This is a genomic window from Enterobacter sp. WCHEn090032 (assembly GCF_003986875.1).
Lineage (GTDB): Bacteria > Pseudomonadota > Gammaproteobacteria > Enterobacterales > Enterobacteriaceae > Enterobacter > Enterobacter sichuanensis.
In genome coordinates this window covers 88,854-113,689 of the sequence record NZ_RXRN01000003.1, presented here as the reverse complement: position 1 = coordinate 113,689, position 24,836 = coordinate 88,854, and the positions used below count along the sequence as shown (strand labels likewise).

The 24,836-nt window shown below is 54.1% G+C and carries 23 protein-coding genes, 2 tRNA genes and 1 riboswitch; of the genes, 7 read left to right on the top strand and 18 right to left on the bottom strand.

Annotation, left to right across the window (positions count from 1 at the left end):
• Window positions 1–35 precede the first annotated feature (35 nt).
• Window positions 36–123: transfer RNA gene (locus tag EKN83_RS03570), tRNA-Ser, on the top strand.
• Between the two features lie 63 nt (window positions 124–186).
• On the opposite strand, the gene EKN83_RS03565 is transcribed toward EKN83_RS03570, so the two are convergent.
• Window positions 187–591 carry a GNAT family N-acetyltransferase gene (locus EKN83_RS03565; protein WP_126800348.1) on the bottom strand — a complete coding sequence of 135 codons (405 nt, stop codon included), beginning with the start codon at window positions 589–591 and terminating at the stop codon, window positions 187–189.
• A gap of 314 nt (window positions 592–905) precedes the next feature.
• On the opposite strand from EKN83_RS03565, the gene EKN83_RS03560 reads away from it, so the two are divergent.
• A complete protein-coding gene (locus tag EKN83_RS03560; protein WP_021240841.1) occupies window positions 906–1,163 on the top strand; it encodes a YjhX family toxin in 258 nt (85 codons plus the stop codon).
• Window positions 1,164–1,256: 93 nt separating this feature from the next.
• On the opposite strand, the gene EKN83_RS03555 is transcribed toward EKN83_RS03560, so the two are convergent.
• From EKN83_RS03555 to EKN83_RS03530, 6 genes are all read right to left on the bottom strand, one after another.
• A complete protein-coding gene (locus EKN83_RS03555) occupies window positions 1,257–2,093 on the bottom strand; it encodes an alpha/beta fold hydrolase (protein WP_025755962.1) in 837 nt (278 codons plus the stop codon).
• A gap of 175 nt (window positions 2,094–2,268) precedes the next feature.
• Entirely contained in the window at window positions 2,269–3,297 is a 1,029-nt protein-coding gene (locus EKN83_RS03550; RefSeq protein WP_126800347.1) for a diguanylate cyclase domain-containing protein, read from the bottom strand.
• A gap of 71 nt (window positions 3,298–3,368) precedes the next feature.
• On the bottom strand, window positions 3,369–3,587 hold the full coding sequence (locus EKN83_RS03545) for an acyl carrier protein (protein WP_126800412.1): 219 nt from the start codon (window positions 3,585–3,587) through the stop codon (window positions 3,369–3,371).
• An 18-nt stretch (window positions 3,588–3,605) separates the two neighbouring features.
• Window positions 3,606–5,039, bottom strand: coding sequence for an AMP-binding protein (locus EKN83_RS03540; RefSeq protein WP_126800346.1), 1,434 nt, complete (start codon window positions 5,037–5,039; stop codon window positions 3,606–3,608).
• Window positions 5,036–6,154: an MBOAT family O-acyltransferase gene (locus EKN83_RS03535; protein WP_095440951.1), complete on the bottom strand. Its 1,119-nt coding sequence runs from the start codon at window positions 6,152–6,154 to the stop codon at window positions 5,036–5,038. Before EKN83_RS03535 ends, EKN83_RS03540 begins: the two co-directional genes overlap by 4 nt.
• A gap of 128 nt (window positions 6,155–6,282) precedes the next feature.
• The gene (locus tag EKN83_RS03530) at window positions 6,283–7,419 is read right to left on the bottom strand and encodes a D-alanyl-lipoteichoic acid biosynthesis protein DltD (RefSeq protein ID WP_126800411.1); all 1,137 of its coding nucleotides are present in this window, start codon (window positions 7,417–7,419) and stop codon (window positions 6,283–6,285) included.
• A 278-nt stretch (window positions 7,420–7,697) separates the two neighbouring features.
• Between EKN83_RS03530 and EKN83_RS03525 the strand changes: the two genes are divergently transcribed.
• Window positions 7,698–7,785, top strand: a tRNA-Ser gene (locus EKN83_RS03525).
• A 476-nt stretch (window positions 7,786–8,261) separates the two neighbouring features.
• Window positions 8,262–9,170, top strand: a complete 909-nt coding sequence (locus EKN83_RS03520; RefSeq protein WP_025755956.1) for a LysR substrate-binding domain-containing protein — start codon at window positions 8,262–8,264, stop codon at window positions 9,168–9,170.
• A 44-nt stretch (window positions 9,171–9,214) separates the two neighbouring features.
• Here EKN83_RS03520 and cobO read toward each other — a convergent pair whose 3' ends face one another.
• The 10 genes from cobO to glmS all read right to left on the bottom strand — a co-directional run bounded on the left by cobO (window position 9,215) and on the right by glmS (window position 20,305).
• The gene (gene cobO / locus EKN83_RS03515; RefSeq protein WP_045284690.1) at window positions 9,215–9,817 is read right to left on the bottom strand and encodes a cob(I)yrinic acid a,c-diamide adenosyltransferase; all 603 of its coding nucleotides are present in this window, start codon (window positions 9,815–9,817) and stop codon (window positions 9,215–9,217) included.
• A gap of 9 nt (window positions 9,818–9,826) precedes the next feature.
• On the bottom strand, window positions 9,827–11,479 hold the full coding sequence (locus EKN83_RS03510; protein WP_126800345.1) for a class I fumarate hydratase: 1,653 nt from the start codon (window positions 11,477–11,479) through the stop codon (window positions 9,827–9,829).
• Between the two features lie 82 nt (window positions 11,480–11,561).
• Window positions 11,562–12,563, bottom strand: a complete 1,002-nt coding sequence (gene glsA / locus EKN83_RS03505; protein ID WP_025755953.1) for a glutaminase A — start codon at window positions 12,561–12,563, stop codon at window positions 11,562–11,564.
• A 53-nt stretch (window positions 12,564–12,616) separates the two neighbouring features.
• A complete protein-coding gene (locus tag EKN83_RS03500) occupies window positions 12,617–13,909 on the bottom strand; it encodes a dicarboxylate/amino acid:cation symporter (protein ID WP_025755952.1) in 1,293 nt (430 codons plus the stop codon).
• A gap of 165 nt (window positions 13,910–14,074) precedes the next feature.
• Window positions 14,075–14,392: a DUF4387 domain-containing protein gene (locus EKN83_RS03495; protein ID WP_025755951.1), complete on the bottom strand. Its 318-nt coding sequence runs from the start codon at window positions 14,390–14,392 to the stop codon at window positions 14,075–14,077.
• Window positions 14,389–15,759, bottom strand: coding sequence for an acyclic terpene utilization AtuA family protein (locus tag EKN83_RS03490; protein ID WP_025755950.1), 1,371 nt, complete (start codon window positions 15,757–15,759; stop codon window positions 14,389–14,391). The genes EKN83_RS03495 and EKN83_RS03490 overlap by 4 nt, the downstream gene beginning before the upstream one ends.
• Before the next feature lie 3 nt (window positions 15,760–15,762).
• On the bottom strand, window positions 15,763–17,004 hold the full coding sequence (locus EKN83_RS03485) for a methylaspartate ammonia-lyase (RefSeq protein ID WP_025755949.1): 1,242 nt from the start codon (window positions 17,002–17,004) through the stop codon (window positions 15,763–15,765).
• Window positions 17,004–18,449 carry a methylaspartate mutase subunit E gene (locus tag EKN83_RS03480; RefSeq protein WP_025755948.1) on the bottom strand — a complete coding sequence of 482 codons (1,446 nt, stop codon included), beginning with the start codon at window positions 18,447–18,449 and terminating at the stop codon, window positions 17,004–17,006. The genes EKN83_RS03485 and EKN83_RS03480 overlap by 1 nt, the downstream gene beginning before the upstream one ends.
• 18 nt (window positions 18,450–18,467) lie before the next feature.
• Window positions 18,468–19,856, bottom strand: coding sequence for a methylaspartate mutase accessory protein GlmL (gene glmL, locus EKN83_RS03475; protein WP_126800344.1), 1,389 nt, complete (start codon window positions 19,854–19,856; stop codon window positions 18,468–18,470).
• The gene (gene glmS, locus EKN83_RS03470; protein ID WP_024907732.1) at window positions 19,856–20,305 is read right to left on the bottom strand and encodes a methylaspartate mutase subunit S; all 450 of its coding nucleotides are present in this window, start codon (window positions 20,303–20,305) and stop codon (window positions 19,856–19,858) included. Before glmS ends, glmL begins: the two co-directional genes overlap by 1 nt.
• Before the next feature lie 517 nt (window positions 20,306–20,822).
• On the opposite strand from glmS, the gene cobA reads away from it, so the two are divergent.
• The 3 genes from cobA to EKN83_RS03455 are packed head-to-tail and all read left to right on the top strand — an operon-like array spanning window position 20,823 to window position 23,355.
• Complete coding sequence (gene cobA, locus EKN83_RS03465) at window positions 20,823–21,593, top strand: uroporphyrinogen-III C-methyltransferase (RefSeq protein ID WP_095449470.1); 771 nt, start codon at window positions 20,823–20,825, stop codon at window positions 21,591–21,593.
• A 39-nt stretch (window positions 21,594–21,632) separates the two neighbouring features.
• Window positions 21,633–22,703: a threonine-phosphate decarboxylase CobD gene (gene cobD, locus EKN83_RS03460; protein WP_126800343.1), complete on the top strand. Its 1,071-nt coding sequence runs from the start codon at window positions 21,633–21,635 to the stop codon at window positions 22,701–22,703.
• Window positions 22,704–22,707: 4 nt separating this feature from the next.
• Window positions 22,708–23,355, top strand: a complete 648-nt coding sequence (locus EKN83_RS03455) for a bifunctional precorrin-2 dehydrogenase/sirohydrochlorin ferrochelatase (protein WP_126800342.1) — start codon at window positions 22,708–22,710, stop codon at window positions 23,353–23,355.
• On the opposite strand, the gene EKN83_RS03450 is transcribed toward EKN83_RS03455, so the two are convergent.
• On the bottom strand, window positions 23,347–24,213 hold the full coding sequence (locus EKN83_RS03450; protein ID WP_148110454.1) for an L-threonine kinase: 867 nt from the start codon (window positions 24,211–24,213) through the stop codon (window positions 23,347–23,349). The genes EKN83_RS03455 and EKN83_RS03450 overlap by 9 nt on opposite strands.
• A gap of 443 nt (window positions 24,214–24,656) precedes the next feature.
• Window positions 24,657–24,832, top strand: a riboswitch (cobalamin riboswitch).
• Window positions 24,833–24,836: the final 4 nt, after the last annotated feature.

The following is a 24,836-nucleotide window of genomic DNA, read 5'->3' as shown; positions in this document are numbered from 1 at the left end:
GCGCGCGGTGAGGTGTTTATAGTTCGCCTCACTCAGGAAGTGTGGCCGAGCGGTTGAAGGCACCGGTCTTGAAAACCGGCGACCCGAAAGGGTTCCAGAGTTCGAATCTCTGCGCTTCCGCCAGATATAAACCCCAGGTTACTTGTAACCTGGGGTTTTTCTTTTGTCTTGACGCAGGTTTGTCCTTCACCAGATTCTGGCCATTCCTTCGCTTGCCGGGCGAACGAGCGTAAAACCAAATTTAGTATAAAGCTCAGGCACGTCGGCCATTAAGCAAACGTAGGCTCCTCTACAGGCGTGGTTATCCAGCCAGGCAACAAGCGTTTCCATAATGACCCTGCCGAGTCCTCTCCCCTGATGAAGCGGATCAACGGCGACGTCGACAATATCGAAATTCAACGCACCGTCCCCCACGATGCGCCCCATACCCACCGGTTTACCCTCACACAGAATATGCATGCCATAACAGCTGCCGGGCAGCGCTTTTCGGGCCGCCTCCAGCGGGCGAGGGCTAAGGCCCGAGATTTCGCGCAGCCGGCAAAACGCTTCTGCAGTGGGGACGGTTTCAACCACGGTATAGTTATCAGGCATAAGAAGAGCTCCAGTCGGTGTTCAGTAAAAGGCTTCAGTCTGGCAGTAAAATTGACTAAAGACGATTTTACGGACCGATCCCGTTCACACTTTTAACCTCCCGCTATTCCCCTGTAAAAAACTGGCGTTATCATTCACCCCGTAAATACCTTTTCATCTCTTACCGAGGCTTTGATGCTGGAGAATGTTTTCATCAGATAATCAGCTTCCCGCCCTTCTCAGGACGGACTGGTTATCGCTGCGCTTAAACCTTACGCACGCACCTGCTGGTGTGGGCTTGTTTTTACGCATGATGATTACACAGGTTTTCCAGTATGAATTTATCCCGTCAGGAACAACGTACCTTACACGTTCTCGCCAAAGGTGGACGTATTGTGCACGTCCGCGACAGTTCTGGCCGCGTCACGTCCGTTGAGTGTTATACCCGTGAAGGGCTGGTGCTGAGCGACTGCACGCTCAGCGTCTTCAAAAAACTCCGCACTAAAAAGCTGATCCGTTCCGTGAACGGGCAGCCTTACCGCATCAATACCACCGGGCTGAATAACGTTCGCGCCCAGCTGGACAATCGCTAAGCGGAAGAAACCACGCCACCCTCGGGTGGCGTTCATACATTGAACGGAATGTAGGCCGGGTAAGCGCAGCGCCACCCGGCAAGAAACGCGGCGTTAAGAGCGGATAAAAGCCAGAATATCCGCGTTGATGGTATCCGCGTGGGTGGTATGCATCCCGTGTGGGAAGCCCGGATAAATTTTCAGTACGCTGTTCGCCAGCAACTGGTCCTGCAGAAGGGCGGCATTTTTATACGGCACGACCTGATCGTCGTCGCCCTGCATCACCAGAACGGGAACCGTAATGGCTTTCAGATCTTCCGTCTGGTCGGTCTCTGAAAACGCCTTGATCCCTTCGTAGTGCGCTTTGGCGCTGCCGATCATGCCCTGACGCCACCAGTTCTGAATCGTTCCCTGCGAAACCTCGGCGCCATCGCGATTGAAACCGTAGAAAGGACCGCTGGCGACGTCGAGGTAAAACTGGGCGCGGTTAGCCGCCAGCGCCTGGCGAAAGCCATCGAAAACCTCAATCGGCGTGCCGCCGGGGTTAGCGTCCGTTTTGACCATCAGAGGAGGGACGGCGCTGACAAGCACCGCTTTGGCGACGCGACCCTGCGGCTGACCATACTTCGCCACATAGCGGGCGACCTGGCCGCCGCCGGTAGAGTGACCGACGTGCACGGCATTGCGTAAGTCCAGGCTTTCAACAACGGCTGACGCATCGGCCGCATAGTGATCCATATCATGCCCTTCACTCACCTGATCCGAACGTCCATGACCGCGGCGATCGAGCGCGATAACGCGATAGCCTTCCGCGAGGAAGAAGAGCATCTGGTTATCCCAGTCATCGGCACTTAACGGCCAGCCGTGGTGGAAGACGATGGGCTGCGCCTCTTTTGGACCCCAGTCTTTGTAGTAAATGTTGACGCCATCTTTCGTGGTAACGAATGCCATACCGCTGACTCCTCTGTTAAAGGCAAAACGCGTGCCGACTGAACGCAGTGCAGATCAGTAATGCCTTAATTAAGTTGGTTTTTTTCTGTTTCCCGTACCGACAGTACTCCTAAAGTGTAGGATAAAGCGTAAAAGCAGGCGGTTTCATTTTTGTTAACGGCACGCATAAAACCCATCACCGATCCCCCGGCGCTACCCGCTTACGGGTATACATTGCTTTGTCAGCGCTATTGAGCAACGTGTCGGCATCTACGGCGTCGTGAGGAAAGCGGGCAATACCGATACTGCCCGAGATAGTAATCACCTGTTCGTTAATCAAAAATGACTGCGTCAGTGCAGCGCTGACCTTTTCGGCCGTTTGTGTGGGTAAGGGATCGCTGGCAGCTAAATCGGGGAGGAGGGCGACAAACTCATCGCCACCGAGGCGGGCAATCGTGTCACCTTCGCGCAGCAGACTTTGCAGACGAAATGCCACAAGCCGAAGCAGTTCATCGCCGACGGCATGACCGTGGAGATCGTTCACCGGTTTAAACCGATCGAGGTCGATAAACAGCAGTGCCACTTCTCTACTGTTGGCGATAGCCTGAGTGATTGCCAGTTCCAGACGGTTAACGAGTAATCTCCGGTTCGGTAATCCAGTCAGGGCATCAAAGTTGGCATGCAGCCAGGCGATGTGTTCGCGCTGTTTGCGATCGGTAATATCGCGGATAAATGCCGAAAATATCTGCTTCCCTCCTTGCTGATGCGGCCATATCGACAGTTCAATAGGGAACTCACCTTTGGTGCGATGCAGCGCAGCGATCTCGATAGTGCGGTTAAGAATATTCGACGGTTGCGCGGCCTTAAAGCGCATCAGGCCGCGCGCGTGTTGCTCGCGAAACGCTTGCGGTACAATCATCTCGCCAAGGCTGTTGCCTATCGCTTCTCCGGCAGTCCAGCCGAACATGCGTTCTGCGGCCTGGTTCCAGTTCACAACGACGCCAGCCTGATCGATGGTAATCACAGCATCCTGGGCGGTCTCAACCAGCTGGCGATGGTACTCTTCACTCTCTTCCAGCGCACGCTTCATCGACTCAATCTGGCGGATGCTCTCCTGCAGTTCGCGGTGCATTTCCTCAAGCGAAAGAGAGAAAAAGCGGATCCGTTCTTCAACAGACATCTTTTTCATTTCTGAGCACAGGTCACTGGCGGTACGTGGCGGCATATTCTCTTCCTGTCAAAAAGTTAAGCACTCATCCATTATGGAGCCTTAGATAACTTTTTGTACCTGCCGGGTTAACGGTGTTCTTCAATATAGCGGGCCAGGTCCGCCGGGGTTTTCAGCACCGTCGCCACGTCTGTTGGCGGGATCATAAAGCCGTAAACGTCCTGCACTTCCAGTACCATATCGACCGCCAGAATGGAGTCGAGAATGTCTGAGTCAATCAGTTCATCGTGGAAACCGACCTTACGGGATAATACGTTTTCGAACAGGGCGAGAATTTCTTGTTCCATCATTTTTTCCTGGTGTCATTAATGTGTGCGGGCGTAAGCGTCCAGCAGTTTGCGGTCAATTTTGCCGTTAGGATTCAACGGTAAAGCGTCTTTGACGATAATTTGTGACGGTACCATATAGTGTGGAACCACCTTCGACAGGGCGGTTTTGATCGTATCCGGTGCCAGCTCCGTCACGCAGAAGGCGGCAATGCGCAGTACGCTGCCACAGGATTTCTTCAGCGGCAGTACCACCGCTTCGTTGATGCCGGACATGGCCAGCAGGCGGTTTTCGATCTCGTTGATTTCAATACGGTAACCATTCAGTTTGATCTGGCTGTCATTGCGGCCCTGACAATAGATGAGCCCTGCTTCATAACCCAGATCGCCGGTCCGGTAGCCACGAAAGGCTTCATTTTCACGGTGGAGCAATTTTGCCGCGTTCTCCTGCGGCAGGCCGAGGTAGCCGCGCATAACGTTCTTACCCCAGATAATCAGCTCGCCCTCGGCGGTAATTTCCATTTTGCTCTCTGGCATCATGACCCCCACCGGCAGCACGGCGCTGTCGCTGTTGAGGATCTCATCCGTTATTTCCACCACGGTTGTCGCAATGGTCGCTTCCGTCGGGCCATAGGCGTTAATGATGTTGGCCTGCGGGAAACGGCGGCGTAGCTGCTTAACCAGCGCTTTATTTAACACCTCACCAATGAAGATAAAGACCTTGAGTGCTGGCAAATACTCGCTGTTGAACTGCGGGGACAGCAGCTGCTGGTAAGCAAAAGAGGGGGTAGAAACCCAGGCGGACACCGCGTTGCTTTTCAGCCGCGCCAGCCAGTTCGCTTTCTGAATATCCTCTTTGGCGTTCAGTACGATGTGTCCCCCCATCGCCAGATTCGCCAGTAACGGGATCAGGGAGAGGTCAAAACTGAATACCGCGTGGTTCATCAGCACCGGTTGTTCCGGCAGTGAAAAATCTTTGCTGACCCATTTCATGAAGTGCCATACGCTCTCACGTCCAATCTGCACGCCTTTAGGCTTGCCGGTGCTGCCCGAGGTAAACATGATATAGGCCAGATCCTGCTCCTCCAGCACCTTGCTTGTTTCACCGGTGGCGATGAACTGCCGGGTCGCCACGTCGTAATAGTAAGGGGCACTGGCCAGATGGCAGATCTCCTTCAGCCTTTCCTGCGGATAGATGCAGTCGACCGGGATATATGGAATGTTATGCAGCAGGCAGCTATAAATCGCCACGGCAAATTCCGCCTGCTGGTGTCCGTACAAGACGACCGGCGTACCTGCAACAGGCCGGCAACGCTGATAGCGCTGCGCCCAGTCCGTCACGGCTGCGGAAAGCTGTTCCCAGCTTAGAGATTCGTCGCTGCCGCTGATGGCCAGCTGTTGCGGACGCGCGGGATCGCATAATGCCGCACGTAAGAAATCCTGCAGTGCCTGAAGGTCGGCGTGATTATTCATAGAGGTGACATTCCACTAAAGATGTAAAGGGACCCTGCCGCGCTTCCCAGCGTCAGAATTCGCCCCAAAAAAGCAACAGCCGGATACTGCAATCCGCGTTGTAATGCCGGGCTGCGTTTGGCTGACCACAACAGCATGTTATGGGCCACCGAAATCGCGCCAAACAGCGCGCCGCTGATGACATAATGGCGTTCCAGACCATTCCACGCGCCCATGCAGAACAGGGTGCAAAAAATGCCGATATTTTGCGCCAGCGTTTTGTTCTGACGGAAAAAAGTAAACTTCATCAGGTTCATATAGACGGGCATAAACACCACATCACGCAGCCATTCAGACAGGCTGATGTGGAAGCGGCGCCAGAAATCCTGCGGGTTTTTGGCGAGAAGGGGCATATTGAAGTTTGCCGGAATGTTCAACCCAAACAGGCGGCCTGCACCGATGGCCATATTGCTGTAACCCGCAAAATCAAAATAGAGATAGGCGCTATAGGCCAGTGACATCACCACGCCCACGGTCAGCGTAAACGGCTTATGGCTCCAGGGCTGCACGACAAGTGAATCAACCAGCATGGCAAACAGGAACTTCTGGACAATGCCGGTAATGATTTGCTCCAGCGCCACTAAAAACTGTTCGCGGTTAAGGGCAAAGACGGGCTTACTGACGTCGCTCATCCATGTCCGCCAGCGATACATGGGGCCCGCCAGAATAATAAAGGGCATAAACAGATAACAGAAATAATGCAGGAAATTCTGTCCTTCTTTTTTACTGCGATAGAGCAGCACGTCCACCGCGCGGAACGTCATAAAAGAGAGGCCGATCATGCCGAGATGATGATTAAGATGTAGTTTCACCAAAAATAAAGGTAGCAGCGTTAACACAATCGCCTGCCAGGTTTTTAACCAGCCTTTTTCTTTTAACGTGGCGACAAGATAAAAACTGAAAAAAACGACCGCGGGAACACGGTAATCACCCTGAAAAATATAGCCCCAGCCTAATGCGGCGAGGACGGATAACGCCGATAAATACGTCAGGCGATGACGTAATACGCGATTGATCAGCGCAAACGCCAGGGCGGATGAAAATAAATAGACAAAAAACATGCCTGAGCTATACATCATTCGGCCTCAGAACTTTTGATATTCAAAATGCAGCTGCATACTCATGCTGTCATCGACAGAGGTCCACGCGACGATGGTGATCGCCAGCAGGAGATAAAGGAAAAAAAGACGGATCGCGATTTTCATTATTTAAAACTCTGCGCAATAAAGCGAATCATAGGAACCCAGGCCAGCTCGGAAGGGTGCAAACGATCCCAGTTCCAGCCATTCTGATAAGGCATGGAATACATATCTAAATAGGGGATCTGGTTCGCTTCCAGAATGGTTTGAATTTGCTTATCCACCGGACGGAAGGTATCGGTATGGTAAAGCGCCCAGGGGTTAACCGGGTCGACGATAGCAATCACCTGCACGTGACGGTCTTTCAGCAACTGGACAGTTTTTTTGAACGCGGCGATTTGCGCAGGTACGACCGGCGTGTCATCCCACTGCTGTCGCGTACTGTCCTCCTCGTAAATCGTTTTGTCCATCCACAGGGTGGCCGCGCTCTGCTGGCGTTTTTTATTGAGCTCGCGGGCATTCGCCAGCTCTTTATCCCAGTCCGGCGTGATGTGGGTTGTGGGCTGCTGCGGCCAGGGCTGCGCCGTCCCGGGCGTGACGTGGAGCAGCGCCAGCCAGTCGTTTTTAATCAGGGTGCAGACGTTGGCAAACTGGTAACTCAGCTCGTCCCACATCAGACCGGGGTGCCAGCCAAAGACGCGCATTTGACCAAAGGTTAAATGACTTATTTCTTTGGCATCAATATGCTTTAAGTAATTTACCAGTAACGGGCGCGCCTGCGGATCCTGCATCAGCGGATTAAAAACAGAGGCCGGGAAATTATCGGCATAGATAGCAGGAGGCAAACCTTTTGAATAAAAGCTGTCCGGTGCCAGAAGCAAAACAACTTTACTGTTTGCGTTAAGGCTATTTTTAAAACGTGAGAGCAGCAAAAATTGCGTTTCGTCATCGACAAAGGCATCGCCATACGCCACAACGGGTTGGTGCAATTGCTTATTAAAGTAATTATATACCGCGTAATGTTCATCTTCCGAGGTTGCAACCTCAGACGCACCAATGAAAAAAATCGCATTCCCTTCTAAGGCATGGGAAATAGTCGCTATTTTTTCCGCTTGTTCTTTCGGCGTGCCCGCCATTGATTTAATCAGCGGCTGGAAGGTGAGTGGCGGATTAACGCCCGACATGAACGGATGAACACAAAGGAACAACATGGCCAGGGTCGCCATCAGGATATGTAAGCAAAGCGTATTTTTGATTTTCATCATCAACCAGTAAGACTACATGGCAGTAATTTCTACAATCTGTGGGTAATCAAATTCATAACAATTACACAACAAATGGCGGTCTATTTTTTGGGGCATTCTATACCAGAGTGTTTTAAAAGGATGAGCGTTGCTGTGTAACGGTATGTACAAGGGGGCGAAGAAAGAACGGGGACCCCGCTCCGGTGGCTTTTTGAGCAATCAACCCTCGGTAGTCAAAAATAGAAAAATTCCTGCTTTACAAGGCGCTAATAGATGTTTATAGTGCGCCTCACTTTGGAAGCGTGGCCGAGCGGTTGAAGGCACCGGTCTTGAAAACCGGCGACCCGAAAGGGTTCTAGAGTTCGAATCTCTACGCTTCCGCCAAATTCGAAACCCAGGTCGTTATGCGACCTGGGTTTTTTGTTTTCTGTCGGTTTCAGCATGCATGCTGATGAGGCGCAGGAACGGCGTTCTGGTGCCCGTCACGCTGGCGCTGTCAGGGAGCGAAAAGCGTTATCAGCAGGACACACAAAACCCTGCTCTATTTATAGCTCAACGTTTTGTTTTATATTTTTTAACATCCAGTCCCTGATTATTCCTGATTTTAATGGCCATACGTTTTTTCGTATAATAAAACGCTGCCTCCATTACCCGAGACACAAAAGTGAACAGGTTCTTAATAATCTTTCATGTTTCATTTCATTTTCTGCAAGTAGTTTGGCCTGAGCCGCAAAACTGATTAAATCATGGTATGGATCACTGCCGACAAAGCCTAACTAAAATATAATGGCGGTATCGTTCTGAAGCAGGGTTTATTCGCTTCAAAAAAATACTGTTACCCACCATGAATGGAAGACATGATGAGAGGAAAAATCCCCAAGAGCGAGTTGCTGGTGACGTTCGAAGTGGTGGCACGTCACGAAAGCTATACCCGCGCCGCAGAAGAGCTGGCGTTAACGCAAAGTGCAGTGTTCAGACAGGTGACGGCCCTGGAGGAGTTTTTACACACCTCATTATTTAACCATGCCAAAAAACGGATTTTTCTGAATGCGGCAGGAAAGCATTATCTGAATATCGTCAAAGAGACGCTGAATAAGCTGGAACGCGATACCAATATGATAATGAATTGGCAGCCTGCTGTTCAGGTAGTGGAGCTGGCGGTCAATCCCACCTTCAGTACGCATTGGCTGATCCCCAATTTATGGGAGTTTAATAAATTAAATCCTGATATTATTGTTAATATTCACTCGCTGGCCAATATCGGCGATTTTTTGAATCGTGAATATGATGCGGCTATTATGCGCGCAGATTTTTGTTCTCCGTGGTCGGAAGTCGATTATTTATTTGAAGAGGAGATCCTGCCGGTCTGCAGCCGCAGCTTGCTTCCTCATGCGGAGCAGAAGCTGGGGGTTGAGGAGTTGCTAAGGGAGTTCCCGCTGTTACATCAAAGCACTCGCATCAATGGCTGGCAGGAGTGGTTTGCGCTTTCCGGTATTACCAGTCCGGATGTGAATCTGGGCCCGCGTTTTGACCTCCTCTCGATGCTGATTGCCGCAGTACGATCGAATCTTGGGGTTGCGCTGCTTCCCCGCTTCGCCATCCAGCATGACCTGGACTGCGGCGAGATGGTAATCCCCTGTGATGTGCCTATCCGCACCGGCAACCGCTTTATCATGACATGGCGGGAAGAAAAGTCTCAGGCACAGCCGTTACAAGTCTTCCGCGAGTGGCTGTTGCAAAAATCAGTGGTATCCCCGGTTGAGTCATAATGCCGGATGGCGGCAGTGCAGCGCGCCATCCGGTGCAGACACGCTTACCAGTCGATGCCCTCCTGCGCCTGGATACCGCTGTCAAATGCGTGTTTAACCGGGCGCATTTCGCTGACCGTGTCGGCAAGCGCCAGTAATTGCGAGTGACAGCCGCGTCCGGTGACAATCACGGTCTGCTGTACCGGACGGTTCTCCACCGCCGCGATCACCTCCTGACTGTCCAGATAGTGATAAGCCAGCATATAGGTGAGCTCATCCAGAACCACCAGGTCATAACGTGGGTCAGCGAGCATGCGTTTGCTCTCCTGCCACACCGCCGTTGCGGCCTGAATATCCGTTTCCCGGTTTTGTGTTTCCCACGTAAAACCGGTGCCCATAATGTGAAATTCGACGCCGAGCGGATGCAGGGTGTTGTATTCGCCATTATCCCACTGACCTTTAATAAACTGCGCGACGCCAACGGTTTTACCGTGCCCGACGGCACGCGTCGCCGTGCCGAAGGCGGCGGTGGACTTTCCTTTTCCGTTGCCGGTGAAGACGATCAGAATGCCTCTCTTCTCCGTTGCCGCCGCTACGCGGCTCTCAACCTGCTCTTTACGCTTTTGCTGCCGTTGGCGGTGTCTGTCTGCGTTAGCTCGCGCTTCCATAATGGCTCCTTAATGTCCGGCAGGGCAGGATGCGCAGCGATGCTGCTGCTCAAACTGGCTGAAGAAATTATTTCCTTTGTCATCAACCAGCATAAAGGCGGGCAGATTTTCGACCTCCATCATCCACACTGCCTCCATGCCCAGTTCGGGATACTCAAGGCAGCGCAGGCTTTTCACATACTGCTGCGCCAGCAGAGCCGCCGCACCGCCGATACTGCCGAGGTTGAAGCCGCCGTGCTTATGGCAGGCATCGGTGACTTGCTGGCTGCGGTTGCCTTTGGAAAGCATGATCAGGCTTCCGCCCGCGGCCTGGAAAGCATCGACGTAGCCATCCATGCGCCCGCCAGTGGTCGGACCGAGGGAACCGCAGGCCTGATTCTCCGGTGTTTTCGCCGGTCCAGCGTAATAGACGATATGGTTTTTCATATACTCCGGCATCGGTTCGCCGTTATCCAGCCGCGCTTTGATTTTGGCGTGAGCAATATCGCGGGCGACCACGATCGGGCCGCTTAACGACAACCGGGTGCCGATCGGCAGGGTGGACATATCGCGCAGAATCTCGCGCAGCGGGCGGTTCAGGTTGATCTGTACGGTCCGGGCGTCGTTTTCCTCACGGCAGGCGTCCGGGATGTATTTCCCTGGGTTATGTTCCAGCTTCTCCAGCCAGATACCCTGCTTGTTGATTTTCGCTTTGATATTTCGGTCTGCGGAGCAGGACAGTGCCATGGCGACAGGGCAGGAACCGCCGTGTCGCGGCAGGCGGATGACGCGAATATCGTGGGCGAAGTACTTGCCGCCAAACTGGGCGCCGATGCCGAATTCGCGGCTGGCGTTGAGCAGCGTGGTTTCCAGCGCCGTGTCGCGGAACGCCTGACCCAGCTCGTTCCCGCTGGTGGGCAGATTGTCATAGTATTTTGTTGAAGCCAGCTTCGCGACCTTCAGCGCCTGGTCGGCAGAGAGGCCGCCGACCACAAAGGCAATGTGATACGGTGGACAGGCTGCAGTACCGAGCGACTTCATCTTCTCGATCAGGAACGCGGTGAGTTTCTCCGGCTGCAAAATGGATTTCGTTTCCTGGAACAGCGCGGCTTTGTTAGCAGAACCGCCGCCTTTATTGACAAACAAGAAGCGGTATTCGCTCCCCGGTGTGGCGCTGATGTCTATCTGCGCCGGCAGGTTGGTCTGGGTATTTACCTCGGTATACATGTCCAGCGGTGCGTTTTGCGAATAGCGCAGGTTACACTCGCTAAAGGTGGCGTAAATCCCTCTGCTCAGCGCTTCGGCATCGTCACCACCGGTCCAGACGTGCTGGCCTTTGCTCGCCACAATGGTGGCCGTGCCGGTATCCTGACAGTTTGGCAGTATGCCTTTTGCCGATACTTCGGCGTTGCGCAGCAACTGCAGAGCGACATACTTATCGTTACTGCTGGCCTGCGGGTCGTGCAGGATGCTGGCTATCTGCTGTAAATGTCCGGCGCGCAGGAAAAATGAGGCTTCATAAAATGCCTGCTGGGCCAGCAAGGTCAATGCCTCAGGCGCCACTTTAATGACCTCCTCGCCCTCCAGCTCCGTCACCGTAACGTGTTGCGCGCTGAGGAGTTCATATTCCGTCGTATCTTCACTCAGAACAAACAGGTCCTGCCAGACAAATGGTTTAGACATAGTACTTCTCACTTTGTGGTTGTTTTTACCGGGCACTGGCGCAACTGCCGCGCCCGGCTTACAGAATCACAGCCGGTTGGGATCAATGGGCTAAAAAGAGACTGGCCTGCGTCGCCTCAGCGACATACGCAATCGTCTGCTGTGCGCGGACGCTATTCCCGGCGGCATCCAGCGGTGGCGAATAGACCGCGATGGCGTATTGGCCGGGCACGATGGCAACCATGCCGCCGCCGACGCCGCTCTTCGCCGGGATCCCAACGGTGTACAGCCATTTGCCGCTGCCGTCGTACAGCCCGGCAATCGCCATTTCCGCCAGAACCTGCGGCACGTAGCGTTCATTCAGCAACTGCTTACCGTTGAAAGGCGATTTGCCCCTGTTCGCCAGCACCGCGCCCATTTTGGCGAGCTGCTCAACGGTGATGTCTACAGAACACTGGCGGGTATAGATTTCGACGGCATCCCGGGTATCGCCATAAAAGCTGTTATAGGACGCCATCAGCATCGCCAGCGCCTGGTTATGCTGATTGGTCTCCATTTCTGATTTGAACACCGGCTCGTTGACGGTCAGCGAGGCATCCGCCCACGCGTTGAGGTTATCGAGAATTTTGTTCCAGCGGTCGGACTTATCTTTCGCCTCAATCAGGCTTACCGTGCTCATCGCCCCTGCATTGACCAGCGGGTTTTCCGGCGCCCCTTTGGTCAGCTCAACCGCCAGGCCGGAGTTGAAGGGCAGACCGGTCGCACTGGCGCCGAGTTTATCCAGGACCTCCTGTGGGCCACGCTGCTCCATCGCCAGCGCCAGGGTGAAAACTTTACTCAGCGACTCCATGGGAAATGCTTTTTTCACATCGCCAACCTGGTAAATGTTGCCGTCAACGGTGGCGAGGGTGATGGCGAAATTATTGGGGCTATAGGTCGCCAGGGCGGGAATGTAGTCGGCGACTTTTCCCTCAAAATTATCTTTAAATTTTTGATGAGCCTGCTCCAGCAGCTGCGCGTAATCCGGCGCGGGTTGCGCCAGCGTGGCGGCGCTAAAAAACAGGCTGACGGATAAGAGGCTGACGCCGAAAATGTTTATCTTCATGGGCTATCCTGTAAATCGAATAACGACAGGCCAACGACTGTTGGCCTTTGTAATCAATACATGGCGATTTCAGTGTCTGAAGCGGTACTTTCTTTGGCCGGAACCTTGCCGCGGCAGCCGACGCCGAAGTGCTCGCCTTCCCAGCGACCGACGATAGCGGCACCCATCGCGTTACTCATCACGTTGGTGGCGGAACGGCCCATGTCGAGGAACGGATCGACGCCCATCAGCAGAATCAGGCCCGCTTCCGGAATGTTGAACTGGTTGAGCGTGGCGGCAATAACCACCATTGATGCACGCGGCACGCCCGCCATCCCTTTCGAGGTCAGCATCAGGATCAGCAGCATGGTGATCTGCTCCCCAATGCTCAGTTCGATGTTGCACGCCTGGGCGATGAACACGGTAGCAAACGAGCAGTAGGCCATTGAGCCGACGAGGTTAAAGGAGTAGCCGATCGGCAGGACAAAGCTGGCAATCCTGGAGGAGACGCCGAATTTTTCCAGTTTGTTCAGCGTGCCAGGGAAAGCCGCTTCTGAACTTGACGTCGTAAAAGCCAGCAGCGCAGGTTCGAGGATCGCTTTTGTCAGACGACTGATGCACGGACCGACAATCATGGTGGACAGGCCAATCAGAATCGCCCACAGCAGGCCGAGCGTCATGTAGAACTCGCCCATGAAAATACCGGCGCTGACCATCACACCCAGACCGCGTTCGGCAATCAGCCCGGAGATCGCGGCAAACACGGTCAGCGGTGCAAACAGCATGACGTAGCCCGTCAGCTTGAGCATCACATGGACCAGAGAGTCGAGCACCTTAATGATGGGCTCGGCTTTCTCGCCAATGGCCGCCAGGCTGCAGCCCAGGAAAATCGAGAACACCACGATTTGCAGAATCTCGTTACGGGCCATGGCATCAACGATGCTGGTCGGTACCGCGTGAGAGATAAACACTTTCAGCGTAAACGGTTCGGACTGAACGGCCGCAACGGCCCCGGCGTCATGAGCGACAAAGTTAATGCCTGCGCCAGGCTGGAAGATATTGACGATAACCAGCCCCAGCGCGATCGACAGCAGCGAAGCACAAATAAAGAGGAAAAAGGTTTTGGAGAATATACGGCCGAGTGTTTTCGCATCACCCATTTTGGCTATGCCGACCACCAGGGTTGAAATAACCAGCGGGGCGATAATCATTTTCACCATGCGTAAGAATATCGTGGTGAAAATAGAAATATCCTGTGCGTACGATTTTGCTGTATCTGCTGATGCCATATTATTAATGACCACCCCGGCTATCATGCCGAGTATCAAACCTAATATGATCATTTTTGTTAAGCTTATTTTTTTCATGTTTACTCCATCGGATAAAGGTTGGTTAAGGTGTAGGGTCGCGTGCGCCTGAGCCCTGACGAACCGCTCAGGCGCACGTTTGTTGTGGCCAACCGCATGAATTATCTGGAATACAGTGATACAGCAAATATCTATATCCCAATGGACGTTGTTGTATTTGTAGTGTTACAGATCAAACTCAATGCTTAATAACGGTGCATGCTGCTGGGCACCATAAACATCATTGTCACCAATGTTGCCGGAGATAATATCGCGAGGCATGACGATTTTTACCGCATTGGCCGGGTCGAACCAGACAATGCGATGTATAAAGTCAGGCTTCACGTTATATAAACGGGCGATAAGCTGTGGCGTTAATTGCTTCGAGGCTTTTACCCGCTGATAGTCTTCATGCGTTTTAAATAAAATATCCAGAACCAGCTCATACGGTCCGGCGTTTTTTGAGCGAATGACCTGTGCCAGTGAGCGAATACTCTGTTTCATAACCGAACCCCTTCTGGCGTGACCTGCTCAAGGTGGAAATCAAATCGCAGCGCGTCGCTCGCTTCGATCAGGTGATAGATTGAGAACTCATACACCGGGCCGCTCTGAATGTCGGAAGGGGAGAACGGGAACGCGAGGTTGCCCGCTGTGGCGATCCGGTTTTCATAGCCGTAATGCAGCAGGGTAGAACGCACCAGCGAACAGACGCTGTTGGCGATATCCTGGGTGGGAGCCACCACGTCCAGCAAAATACCCAGCTCGTGCCCGGCAGACTGCACCGGCTCATGGTTGCCCATCACGCCATTCTTTCCGTACAGGTGGAACGTCATGCGGATACTGTCGTCGTTCAGCGAGAGGTTGCGCTTCACGCTGACCTGCACTTCTTCGAGGATATTATCGATCCCGGCAATCATGATTGGGTCGCGCGTACCGGCAATGGTCAGACAGCGGAAGCCGACCCGGCGAGCGCCTTCCAGTTTCAGCGCATACGGCGTTTCTTCGTGGCGGGAACCGCTGACGTACACTTCGCCCTCATTGACCGCTTTGAAGCTGCACCCTTTCAGGTTCAGCACGCCGCCCGGCCCCGGCAGGAAGTACGGGTCGGATTTCTCATACAGGGTGTGCGCCGCGGCCGACGTTTCGGTGAATTTACGCTTCGGATTAAAGGTTTTCAGCGTAAAGCCGTGCTCGTCAATGATGCCCATCGCGCAGTCGGAGCCGGACCCTGGCGTAGCGGCAATCGCCGCGCACTCCAGGATCTTACCGCAGTGCAGCGCCAGACCTTCATCGAAGCCCTGCATAATGGGCAGTGCGGCAAAGCAGGCCGGATCGTACGCCCGCCCGCCCAGCACCACCTGTGCCCCGGCCGCCAGCGCCCGCTGGAAAGGCTCAATGCCCATCTGCGCCACGATATAGGTGCTCTCTTCGATGGCCTCGTGGGTCAGTTCCGGGACGAAATCCAGAGCTGTGATTTTCCCGTTGTCCAGTGCCTGATGCACCGTGGCTTTATCGACATCCGATGGGATCAGCGCCATCGAGAATGAGAGCTTCTCTTCCTGAGCAATCTCAAGGATTATCTGCCGGCACCACTCCAGATGCGGTGCGGCACCGGACCCTCCGGCGGTGCCGATCACCACCGGGATGTTGTGCTTAACGCCAGCCACAATCATATAGCGCAGATCGCGTTTTACCCCCGCCCGGTCGGTGAAAGGCTTACCTGCCCCCAGGTAGTGGGGACCCGGGTCGGATGAGCCCGCGTCGACAGCAATAAGATCCGGCGAGGCTTCCATGGCCTTACGAAAACTCTCTTCCGGGAAGCCATAGCCCAGGATTGCCGTTGGCGATAAGATCTTAAATGTACGTGCCATCATTTAATCCTTAGTGTGCAACAATGCGATGGTGCGGTGCATTTCGTTAAACACGATGTTAAGACCTTCATCGAAGCCCATGCCCGGTTTGATCAACATGCGCATCGGGCGAGCAGCCAGAGCCACGTGCACGCAGGTGCGGGCGCTGATTTCCGTTTCGTTACAGGTACCGCCCTGATAGGCTTCCATGCCATGTTTGTTGCAGTACAGCACCGCATCAACGATGTTATGAATACCGCCCAGATCCGGGGTTTTGATCTGCACCATGTGGCAGCTGCCCGCATCGGTGAAGTCCACAATATCCTGATAGGTGTTACACCACTCATCGGCAACGATTTTCACGCCAGAGCCCAGACGCATCAGCTCGTGGGTGATGGCGGTCAGCAGGCGGATTTGATCCGGTTTGTTACCCGCATCCACCGGTCCCTCAATATAGAGCGGCAGGCCCTGGGCCTCTTTTTCGAGGCTGGCGATATAGGCGGCGCAACGTACCGGGTCCATATCGAAAATCAAACCGATAGTGCCGTACACGTCGATGTGCAACGTCGGGCGATAGTGCGGGCTGGTGCGCAGGCTTAAGATGCGGTCGGATAACCAGCGCACATACTCACGCAGTTTTTCCCCCTTCAGGCCCAGTTTCTCTTCCACGTTGTTGATAAGCGCATGCGGCAGTACGTCAACGCCTTTGAGGATCATCTTGTCGACGGCGATATAGCGGTCGTCGCCGCTCTGTCCGAATAACGGAATGGCTTCAGGGACACACGGCAGTTGCCATTCATCACAAACGACTTCCGTTTTCAGACGACCGGTCGCCAGTGCCGTCGCGTCGAGCAGCGCCTGTGACAGGCCATAACGTACGGCGGTATGCAGCAGATGGCCGTCGATACGCAGTTCGTCAAAGAATCGGGCGTTCGTCAGGAAGCGGTCAACGTCGCGGCCTTCCAGCAGCGGCTTGATGTGATCGTTAAGGAACGGAATGAAGTGTTCAGCCAGGAACAGCGGATCGCGACCGCCTGCACCTGAATATTGCACCGCTGCACAATCGCCCACCGCCACCGCGCCGTTTTCCAGAATCAACTGCACGGAGACGCATTCACCCGCCTGACGAACTGACGTAAACCCAGGCGTGACCGGGTTGCCGGTATAGATAAATCCGTCATGCCCGGCACCGTTTTTAATTGCCTGCTGATCGTCAAAATAGAATGAGGAGTAGCCTGCGGTGAAAAGGGCCTGTTTAATTTTCATTATGGTCTTCCTATTAATTTACTGTGGGATACCGCGTTGATGTCATCAACAACCATCTGGAATGAGGGTTTACGTCCTTCAAAACGCGCGCGCTCGGCGACGTAATCGTGATGCAGGTCGAGGATATCTTTCGGCAGCGGAACCGCGCCGGCTTCCAGCACGCGAATGGCACCGGCGTTATCACGAACCGGCAGAATTTTGCCCGCGTTGCAGGAGGCGGGGGCAAACGGCACGTCCAGCACGCCAGCTTCAAACGCCAGCACCGTACCGCGCGCGACATCCCCGTTGCCCAGCTCGAAGACTTTCTTCAGCACGGCGCGGACTTCACTCTTAATCAGCTCGACTTCCTGCTCGACGGCGGCACACGGCGGGAATTTCTGATCGCTCACCATGTTGAGCATCTGACGCGAGGCTTTCAGTCCCTGGGCGTTGGCGGCGGCGGTGGGTATACCGAATGCTTCGTGCGGGCTCTTGGTGATCACTTTGGTCGCTCCGGACATCCCGGCCACCGCTGCGCCCCAGGAGATAATGGCAAACGCTTTCGACTCATCTTCCGGGAACCCCCCCATCCACTGGTGGAAGACGGTGCTCAGCTCGTAATCGTCAAAACCGTGGTTATGGAAATATTCGTGGGACAGTTCACGCAGAGCCTGAATAGCAGCAATATCCTGCGTCAGGCTACCCACCTGGCCGTAGCCAACGGTGATTGACTTCACGCCCTGTTCCAGCGCCAGCAGACCTTCGATAATCGCCACCGAGTGGGAGACAAACGGCGGGATCAGGGTGCCGGTCAGCGGGCCAAACGGTTCACGGTTAATGCGAATGCCGTTCTCCTCGTACAGGCCCATCAGGCGGTCGCAGTATTGCCAGTCGCGAATGGATTTTTCCAGAGTGACGCGCTTGGCGTACGGAATGTTGTAAGAGATACCGCCGCCTTCATAGCTGGTAAAGCCGCTGGCCATCGCGATCTCCGCCAGCAGGCGCGCATCCGGCGTGCCGTGACGTACCTGAATCGGTTTCTCCAGCGCTTCAGTCATGCGGCGGCACGCGGCGACGCCGTGGTTGACGACCGGTAAGCCGTTCAGTTTGGAGGTGCCCGCTTCGATGGATTTTTGGATCCCTACCGCGGCCTCTTCATAGCGATTCAGACGGGTATAGGCATCGATGGTGCTGGGCAGCAAATCACACTCTTCCTGCAGCGTTTTCAGCAGGGCGATATGTTCATCCATGAGCGCTACGCCTGCGCGCGGCTGGCTCAGGGTTTTACCTTCCTGGTCGGCCTTCAGTAGTGCGTGAGAAAAGCGTTTTTGCTCAGGAATGGTTTGCTGGTACTTCACGCCATCTTCGAAGTTCTCAACGTCCTTGCCGGTATGCCAGGTTTGTAAGACCTGTTGCCGCTCAGTCATGAATTCGTCATGGGTTAGCTTTTTATTTCGAAGTTCCATTCGTTGCTGCCTTAGGTTTTATAGGGTTAAACAATGAATACTGGTGCGAGCCGCCGCCTGCGGGTCCAGCCTGGCGACATTCGCCAGCAGAGGAAGCAGACCTTTTGCATCGCGGTAATAATCAAACTGCCCGGGTAAAAGGACGCGTCTGCTGCTGTCGTCCAGCTCGCGGTACTTCAGCCAGCGGTGCACATCGAACTGGCTGGCGCGGGAGAGCCATCCCCCGGAACCCACCACTTTGTGCACGGTGGTGAGATCGCGCCCCACCTGCAAATCGACGTTGCCGACGCAGGTACAGACCTGTTTTTTGGTGCCGGCATGGCGTTCGCTGGCGTACCCCACGCACAGCCCGGCCAGTAGCGTGTCGAAATGTTTTTCTTCTTCGGTGACAGGCAGATAATCCGGATGTGCGACCAGATGACGCAGATAGCCATAAAACGCGTCCTTGCGCTGAGGCTGATGGGCGAACACCGCGTTCACCAGTTCCTGCGTACTTTCACCGACCACGACCGCCGAGACGCGCATGCCGAGGTCTCCCTCTACGGTGCGTTTCACAAATGGCTCAGGCACGCCGTGCAGAACGGTATCCGGCGAGAGCGTGTTGGCGCTGGCGGAATAGACGTCGGTGGTGGCACCGCCCATGTCGATCAGCATGAATTCTTTCCACGCGCTGTCGACCTCACTGATCGCTTTTACCAGCTCGTAGACGGTCCACGGCGTGGGCATCGGCTCTTCGCCGGTTTCCCCGACGATAACGTCCAGTCCTTTCCCCTTCACGATGCGGGAAAGAAACACATCGCAGATGGCCTTGCGGGCGGCATAAGGATTCGGGTGATCGAGGTCAGGCAACACATTGTCGACGGTGATCAAATCTTTATGGCCAAGAATGGCCTGCACGTCGTCCTGAATATCGCGATTTCCGGCGTAAATAATGGCGCAATCCAGCGAGGACGCTGCCAGCGCGCGGGCATTGGCAAGACCGTAGCTCTCTTCTCCGCCGTCTGTACCGCCTGTGAACAGCAGGATGTCCGGCGGGGAGTCCTCCAGCGCCTGGATATCGTGGCGATTCAGTTTGTAGGAGTAGTACTGAGCGATTTTGGCGCCCGCTGAATGGGCGGTGACTTTGGCCGACTCCAGTGTTATCGACGGCACCAGCCCCATTGCGGCAACGGCGAGGCCGCCTTTTGCCGACGAAGAGTATTTCAGCGTAACGTCCCCGCTGTTCAGCAACGGTCGCGCATCGGCAACGTTTAGCACCTGGTTCAGGCTGGTAAAGAAGCCCTCCGCCAGATGGTGGGTCGTCGTTGGGGTCAGCACGTGGTTGACCAACGTAAGCGCATCACCTTCCGGCGTGAAGAGTGCGGCTTTGGTCCACGTCGAGCCAATGTCGACTGAGACGATTTGCATCAGAAGCCCTCTTCAAGACAGAGCTCTTCAACGCGCTGACGCTGCTGGATATCATTCGCCATCAGCTGACAGACGTCTTCCAGGTCGTGGCTCGGGGCGAACACGCGGTTGAAACCCATCTCTTTGAATTTGGCTTCGACATCGGCAAAATCGTGCTTACCCACGACCAGATTACCGCCAACAAAAAGCAGAATGTCGCCGATACCGCGTTCGATGCAGCGCTCACGCAGCCCCAGACAGTCGATGTCGCCATGGCCGTAGATGGATGAAACGACAATAGCATCAGCACCTGTTTCGATGGCCGCATCAATATATTCATCCTGGCTCACCATGACACCAAGATTGATAACGTGAAAATCATGAGAAGTAAAAACGCGGTCCAGAACTTTATTGCCTACCGCATGGCAGTCAGCACCAATGACGCCAATGACAAGTGTTGATTTCTTCATGGGTAATCCTCTGTAGGGCTGATTGTGAAAATACAATGGGTATTAAAAATGAATAATGTACTCAGGGTCTGCTAATGGTGTTGAAGTGTGTTTGGAAGAGGAAAAGGAAGCAATTGATCTATTTTCAAAAAATCCTTCCTAAAACGATGATGGTGATGCTTTGTTATTATATATCCTTTTAAATCAAATAATTGGCTGTGGTTTATTTTTATCTTGATATTTATCTGTAAACGTTGCTGACAAAACCATTGTAATATTTGTGATCGCGCGCCTGTTTTATTGCTGAAGGCGTTTAATAATGTTTTTAAGCGTAACAGGTATCGCGATATTGTCGTGCGGGCAGGGCGGGGAGGTTATTTGCGGTTTTATTGATATTGGTCATAAATACCATTCGTACAATTAAGAGAGAGTGATAAACACATCAACTTTTTGACCTGTGGAGGGGATATATAATTCAGCGCTAATTTTAATTATCCGTTTTCTTGCGTCTTTGAATATTTAATCTGAGGATATAATGATGAGTAAAGGGAAAGTTTGGCTTGTAGGGGCTGGGCCTGGCGATGCGTCTTTGATAACGGTAAAAGGTCTGCACTGTATCCGCCACGCGGAAGTGATTGTCCACGATCGCCTGGTTAACCCCGAACTCCTGGCGCAGGCTCCGGCAGGCTGTTTGATTATTGATGTCGGTAAAACCCCGAGCCATCATCCGGTACCTCAGGAACAAATCAATGCCCTGCTGGTCAGGCATGCCGGGGAGGGACGGCAGGTGGTGCGTCTGAAAGGCGGGGACCCTTACGTTTTTGGTCGCGGGGGTGAAGAGGCCGAGCAGCTGGCGAAAGACGGCCTGTCGTTCGAAATTGTGCCGGGGATCAGTTCTGCGATTGGCGGGCTGGCCTATGCCGGGATCCCGGTCACGCACCGTCATTACGCCTCCAGTTTTCATATAGTGACCGGTCATATGTGCCAGGGGAACGACCCGCAAAACTGGCATGCGCTGGCGAAAATCAACGGAACGCTGATCGTTTTGATGGGAATGACCCGGCTGACGGAAATCTGCCAGCAGCTGATTGAGGGAGGCATGTCCGCTACGACGCCGGTAGCGGTGGTGATGTATGCCAGCCAGTCTCGTCAGCAGATCGCCAAAGGTACGCTGACCGATATCCATCTTGAGGTTGAACGTCAAAAACTGCATGCTCCTGCGCTTATTGTCGTCGGTGAGGTCGTCAACCTGCAGGAGATACTGGCGTTTACCGCATCACATCTTGCGCTGAATGAGGTTGCTGTCTGATGTTATCCTCACATCTAGCGAAATAGCCGAGTGAAACGAATGAGTGAGCATGGTGGTAACGTTCTGGAAACGGGACTGCAGTTGGGGATCGATCCCGGGTTGCTGTTGGACTTTAGCGCGAACATCAATCCGTTAGGGCTACCCGAGCGCGTCAGGTCGCTCATTGTGTCCCATCTGGATATCATCATGCAGTATCCGGACGTTGAATACCGCCATCTTCACCAGGCGCTGGCCAGCGCCAGTCGGTGTGACTATGACCAGACGATTGCCGGGAATGGCGAAACGGAGTTGATCTATGGCCTGGTGCGAACGCTTGCCCCTCGCCGGGCAATGCTGCTGGTGCCGGGGTTTGCCGAGTATCGCCGGGCATTGCAGCAGCAGGGATGCCAGATAATCGATTATGTACTGAGTGAGTCGAACGGGTTCCAGGTGGATTTTTCCCTCCTGGACGCCGTTCGCGCGCACCGGCCCGATTGCCTGTTCATCGCGACCCCAAACAACCCTACCGGGTTAATGCCTGATGCCGATCTACTCGACCGCCTGGCCTCGCTGTGCGAAGCGCTGCAGATTGCGCTGATTGTTGATGAAGCATTCATCGATTTTATGCCGCAGGGCTCGTCGCTGGCCCCACGTCTGGCTGAGTCACGCTATCTTTACCTGCTGCGTTCACTGACCAAGTTTTTTGCCATTCCCGGACTGCGCCTGGGATATCTGCTGAGCGGGAATACGCACACTATTCGCCAGATGAAACGCACCCGTGAACCCTGGTCCGTGAATGCGTTATCGGCGCTGGTGGGGCAGCATTTGTTACTGGATGAGGACTATATTTCTCGCAGCCATGCCTGTATCGCCCGGGAGAGGGATTTCCTGTGGCAGGCGATGACGCGCTTTTCATCGCTGGTGGTCTGGGAGCCGCAAGCCAATTTTATCTTCTTCCGCTGCCTGCGTCAGGGGTTCAACCTGAAGGCAGCGCTGCTCGGCCATCACATCCTTATCCGCCACTGTGAAAACTACCCAGGGCTCGATCGTGACTACTATAGAATTGCCGTGCGTACCGAAGCGGAGAACCGCCGGTTTATTGCCGCGCTGAGTCAGGTTTTGGAAGGCTAAGGCGATGGACTATTTCCCGATTTTTTGCAACCTGAAGGGTAAACGCTGCCTGATCGTCGGTGGCGGGCAGGTGGCGACGCATAAGGCGAAGAGTTTGCTGGCAGCCGGGGCAGTGCTGCGTCTGGTTGCCCCCACCCTGACGCCAGAACTTGCCGGCCTGCACGCGTGCGGTGACTTCGAATGGTTCCCGGCAACGTTTGCGCCGCAGTATCTGCACTCCTGCTGGCTGGTCATCGCCGCGACCAGCGATCCGCAGGTGAACCGTCAGGTCGCCGGGGCTGCCAGCGCGAGGCATCTGTTTTGCAATGTCACAGACGACCTTTCTGCCGCCACCTTTATTTCACCGGCCATTATTGACCATTCACCGGTTATTATTGCGCTCAGCTGTGGGGGCAACGCGCCGGTGTATAGTAAGATCCTCAAAGCGCATGTCGCCGCGCATCTTCCTCCAGGTATGCAGGAAAGCGTGCGGCTGGCGGGAGCGCTTCGTGAAAGGGTAAACGGTGTGTGCAGTGACCGGGAGCGCAAGCGTGCATTTTGGGCCGCGTTCTTCCGGCATGTTCCGCTGCAACAGGCCTTAGCGCAGGAACACGAACACGAGGTCAGGCAGCAGGTGGAGTGGCTCATTCAGCACAGGCTGCTCTCAGAGTAGCGTCACGCCGCCTTTTACCATCCGCAGCAGGTGTTGTTCAGGCCAGTGGCGGGTGAGCTGTTTTTTCGCTAACAGCCATTTCACATAATCGACATCGTCTTTATTTCTGTCCAGCATCAGCCCCACGACGCTGCCGCTATGCGCCACGTTGACCCCGTAGATACCGCACTCCTCCACCAGTGAGAGCAGATCGTCAAAATCTGGTTTCGGCAGCAGCGTCTGGCTGGCGATGGCGCTGAGGGTGGCCGCTTCGCCCAGCCGGTAAGGGCTTAGCGTCATACAGGCTTCCTGTACCTTTTCCCATGCGCGTTTCAGCGCTGGCGCACCGGCATGTAGCCCCGCCTGACGCGGGATGCGGTGGTAATCGGCCGTGCGCAGCGTTTGCGGACTTTCCAGAACAAGCAGGTCGAGAGTGGGCTGGGCGTCGCAGGGAATTTGGGTAGAGGCGTCGTTATGATCGAAAAGAGTTAACTGGCGAAACACGGTACTGTCGGTGGGTTCGAGCGAAACGCAAAGCGTTGCCAGCGCGCTTTCGTCGAGCTGATGCCCCAGATGGTGGGCGGTGGCGACGGCGGTGGCGGCAATATCTGCGGTGCTGCTGGCCATCCCTTTGGCAATCGGGATGGTCGAATGCACATCAATGCGAATCTCCTGGCTCAACTGCGCCGGGTAGTGCCAGTACTGCAATAACCGTTCAACCATCGCGCGCGACAGCGGGCGTTCATCCGCCAGAGGTGAGCCGTGGCTCACCTCAACAGTGCTGTACCATTCGACAGGGCAGGAGACCAGCTTTTCACTGCCCAAAATCCAGCCCTGGATAAGCTCACCGCACGACGCGGGGCATTGCGCAACAGCCACGTTCTCACCTTTCTGGTCAGTCATTTCTGAAACATAGTGTCATGAGGATAATCCTCTTACCTTGATATACCGCAAATTCCCTTTCTGGATAACCTACCTATTATTCTGCGATCCCGCTGAACGCGTAATGCATCAATAAAATCGCACGGGCTTACGTTTAACAGCCATATTATGTTATTGCCAGTTTTTAATATCTTAATGAATTTTGATCACGATAAAATGAAAAAATATCAAGTGATGCAATAACTTGTCGTAGCGCAATAAATATCGAGATTTTAAGCGTAATTATCTTTGCTTTTTATTTTTTGTGATAAAACGTTGAGTTATTGAGAAAGGCGTCAATTACTCTGATGCCACGTTTTACTCAGCAGGTATTTTTTTTACGGTTAAGTAATTACCTAAGGTGAATTGAAGCGCCGTAAATAGCATTGCTGTTTTCTTTCTCATAATGTAAGCCGACAGGTTTGCCACATTTGTGGCAGGGAAGGGGGTGACAATCCCCCGCAGCCCCCGCTGCTGTGATGCTGACGACCCCGTAATGACCACTGATCGTGAGATTGGGAAGGACGGGCGAGGAGGACGCTAAGCCAGAAGACCTGCCTGTCGGGAACGTTCAACAACTT

Excerpts from the sequence above, each read along its gene's own strand:
- EKN83_RS03565 (WP_126800348.1), bottom strand. The coding sequence starts at position 591 with ATGCCTGATAACTATACCGTGGTTGAAACCGTCCCCACTGCAGAAGCG.
- EKN83_RS03560 (WP_021240841.1), top strand. The coding sequence starts at position 906 with ATGAATTTATCCCGTCAGGAACAACGTACCTTACACGTTCTCGCCAAA.
- EKN83_RS03555 (WP_025755962.1), bottom strand. The coding sequence starts at position 2,093 with ATGGCATTCGTTACCACGAAAGATGGCGTCAACATTTACTACAAAGAC.
- EKN83_RS03550 (WP_126800347.1), bottom strand. The coding sequence starts at position 3,297 with ATGCCGCCACGTACCGCCAGTGACCTGTGCTCAGAAATGAAAAAGATG.
- EKN83_RS03545 (WP_126800412.1), bottom strand. The coding sequence starts at position 3,587 with ATGGAACAAGAAATTCTCGCCCTGTTCGAAAACGTATTATCCCGTAAG.
- EKN83_RS03540 (WP_126800346.1), bottom strand. The coding sequence starts at position 5,039 with ATGAATAATCACGCCGACCTTCAGGCACTGCAGGATTTCTTACGTGCG.
- EKN83_RS03535 (WP_095440951.1), bottom strand. The coding sequence starts at position 6,154 with ATGTATAGCTCAGGCATGTTTTTTGTCTATTTATTTTCATCCGCCCTG.
- EKN83_RS03530 (WP_126800411.1), bottom strand. The coding sequence starts at position 7,419 with ATGAAAATCAAAAATACGCTTTGCTTACATATCCTGATGGCGACCCTG.
- EKN83_RS03520 (WP_025755956.1), top strand. The coding sequence starts at position 8,262 with ATGAGAGGAAAAATCCCCAAGAGCGAGTTGCTGGTGACGTTCGAAGTG.
- cobO (WP_045284690.1), bottom strand. The coding sequence starts at position 9,817 with ATGGAAGCGCGAGCTAACGCAGACAGACACCGCCAACGGCAGCAAAAG.
- EKN83_RS03510 (WP_126800345.1), bottom strand. The coding sequence starts at position 11,479 with ATGTCTAAACCATTTGTCTGGCAGGACCTGTTTGTTCTGAGTGAAGAT.
- glsA (WP_025755953.1), bottom strand. The coding sequence starts at position 12,563 with ATGAAGATAAACATTTTCGGCGTCAGCCTCTTATCCGTCAGCCTGTTT.
- EKN83_RS03500 (WP_025755952.1), bottom strand. The coding sequence starts at position 13,909 with ATGAAAAAAATAAGCTTAACAAAAATGATCATATTAGGTTTGATACTC.
- EKN83_RS03495 (WP_025755951.1), bottom strand. The coding sequence starts at position 14,392 with ATGAAACAGAGTATTCGCTCACTGGCACAGGTCATTCGCTCAAAAAAC.
- EKN83_RS03490 (WP_025755950.1), bottom strand. The coding sequence starts at position 15,759 with ATGGCACGTACATTTAAGATCTTATCGCCAACGGCAATCCTGGGCTAT.
- EKN83_RS03485 (WP_025755949.1), bottom strand. The coding sequence starts at position 17,004 with ATGAAAATTAAACAGGCCCTTTTCACCGCAGGCTACTCCTCATTCTAT.
- EKN83_RS03480 (WP_025755948.1), bottom strand. The coding sequence starts at position 18,449 with ATGGAACTTCGAAATAAAAAGCTAACCCATGACGAATTCATGACTGAG.
- glmL (WP_126800344.1), bottom strand. The coding sequence starts at position 19,856 with ATGCAAATCGTCTCAGTCGACATTGGCTCGACGTGGACCAAAGCCGCA.
- glmS (WP_024907732.1), bottom strand. The coding sequence starts at position 20,305 with ATGAAGAAATCAACACTTGTCATTGGCGTCATTGGTGCTGACTGCCAT.
- cobA (WP_095449470.1), top strand. The coding sequence starts at position 20,823 with ATGAGTAAAGGGAAAGTTTGGCTTGTAGGGGCTGGGCCTGGCGATGCG.
- cobD (WP_126800343.1), top strand. The coding sequence starts at position 21,633 with ATGAGTGAGCATGGTGGTAACGTTCTGGAAACGGGACTGCAGTTGGGG.
- EKN83_RS03455 (WP_126800342.1), top strand. The coding sequence starts at position 22,708 with ATGGACTATTTCCCGATTTTTTGCAACCTGAAGGGTAAACGCTGCCTG.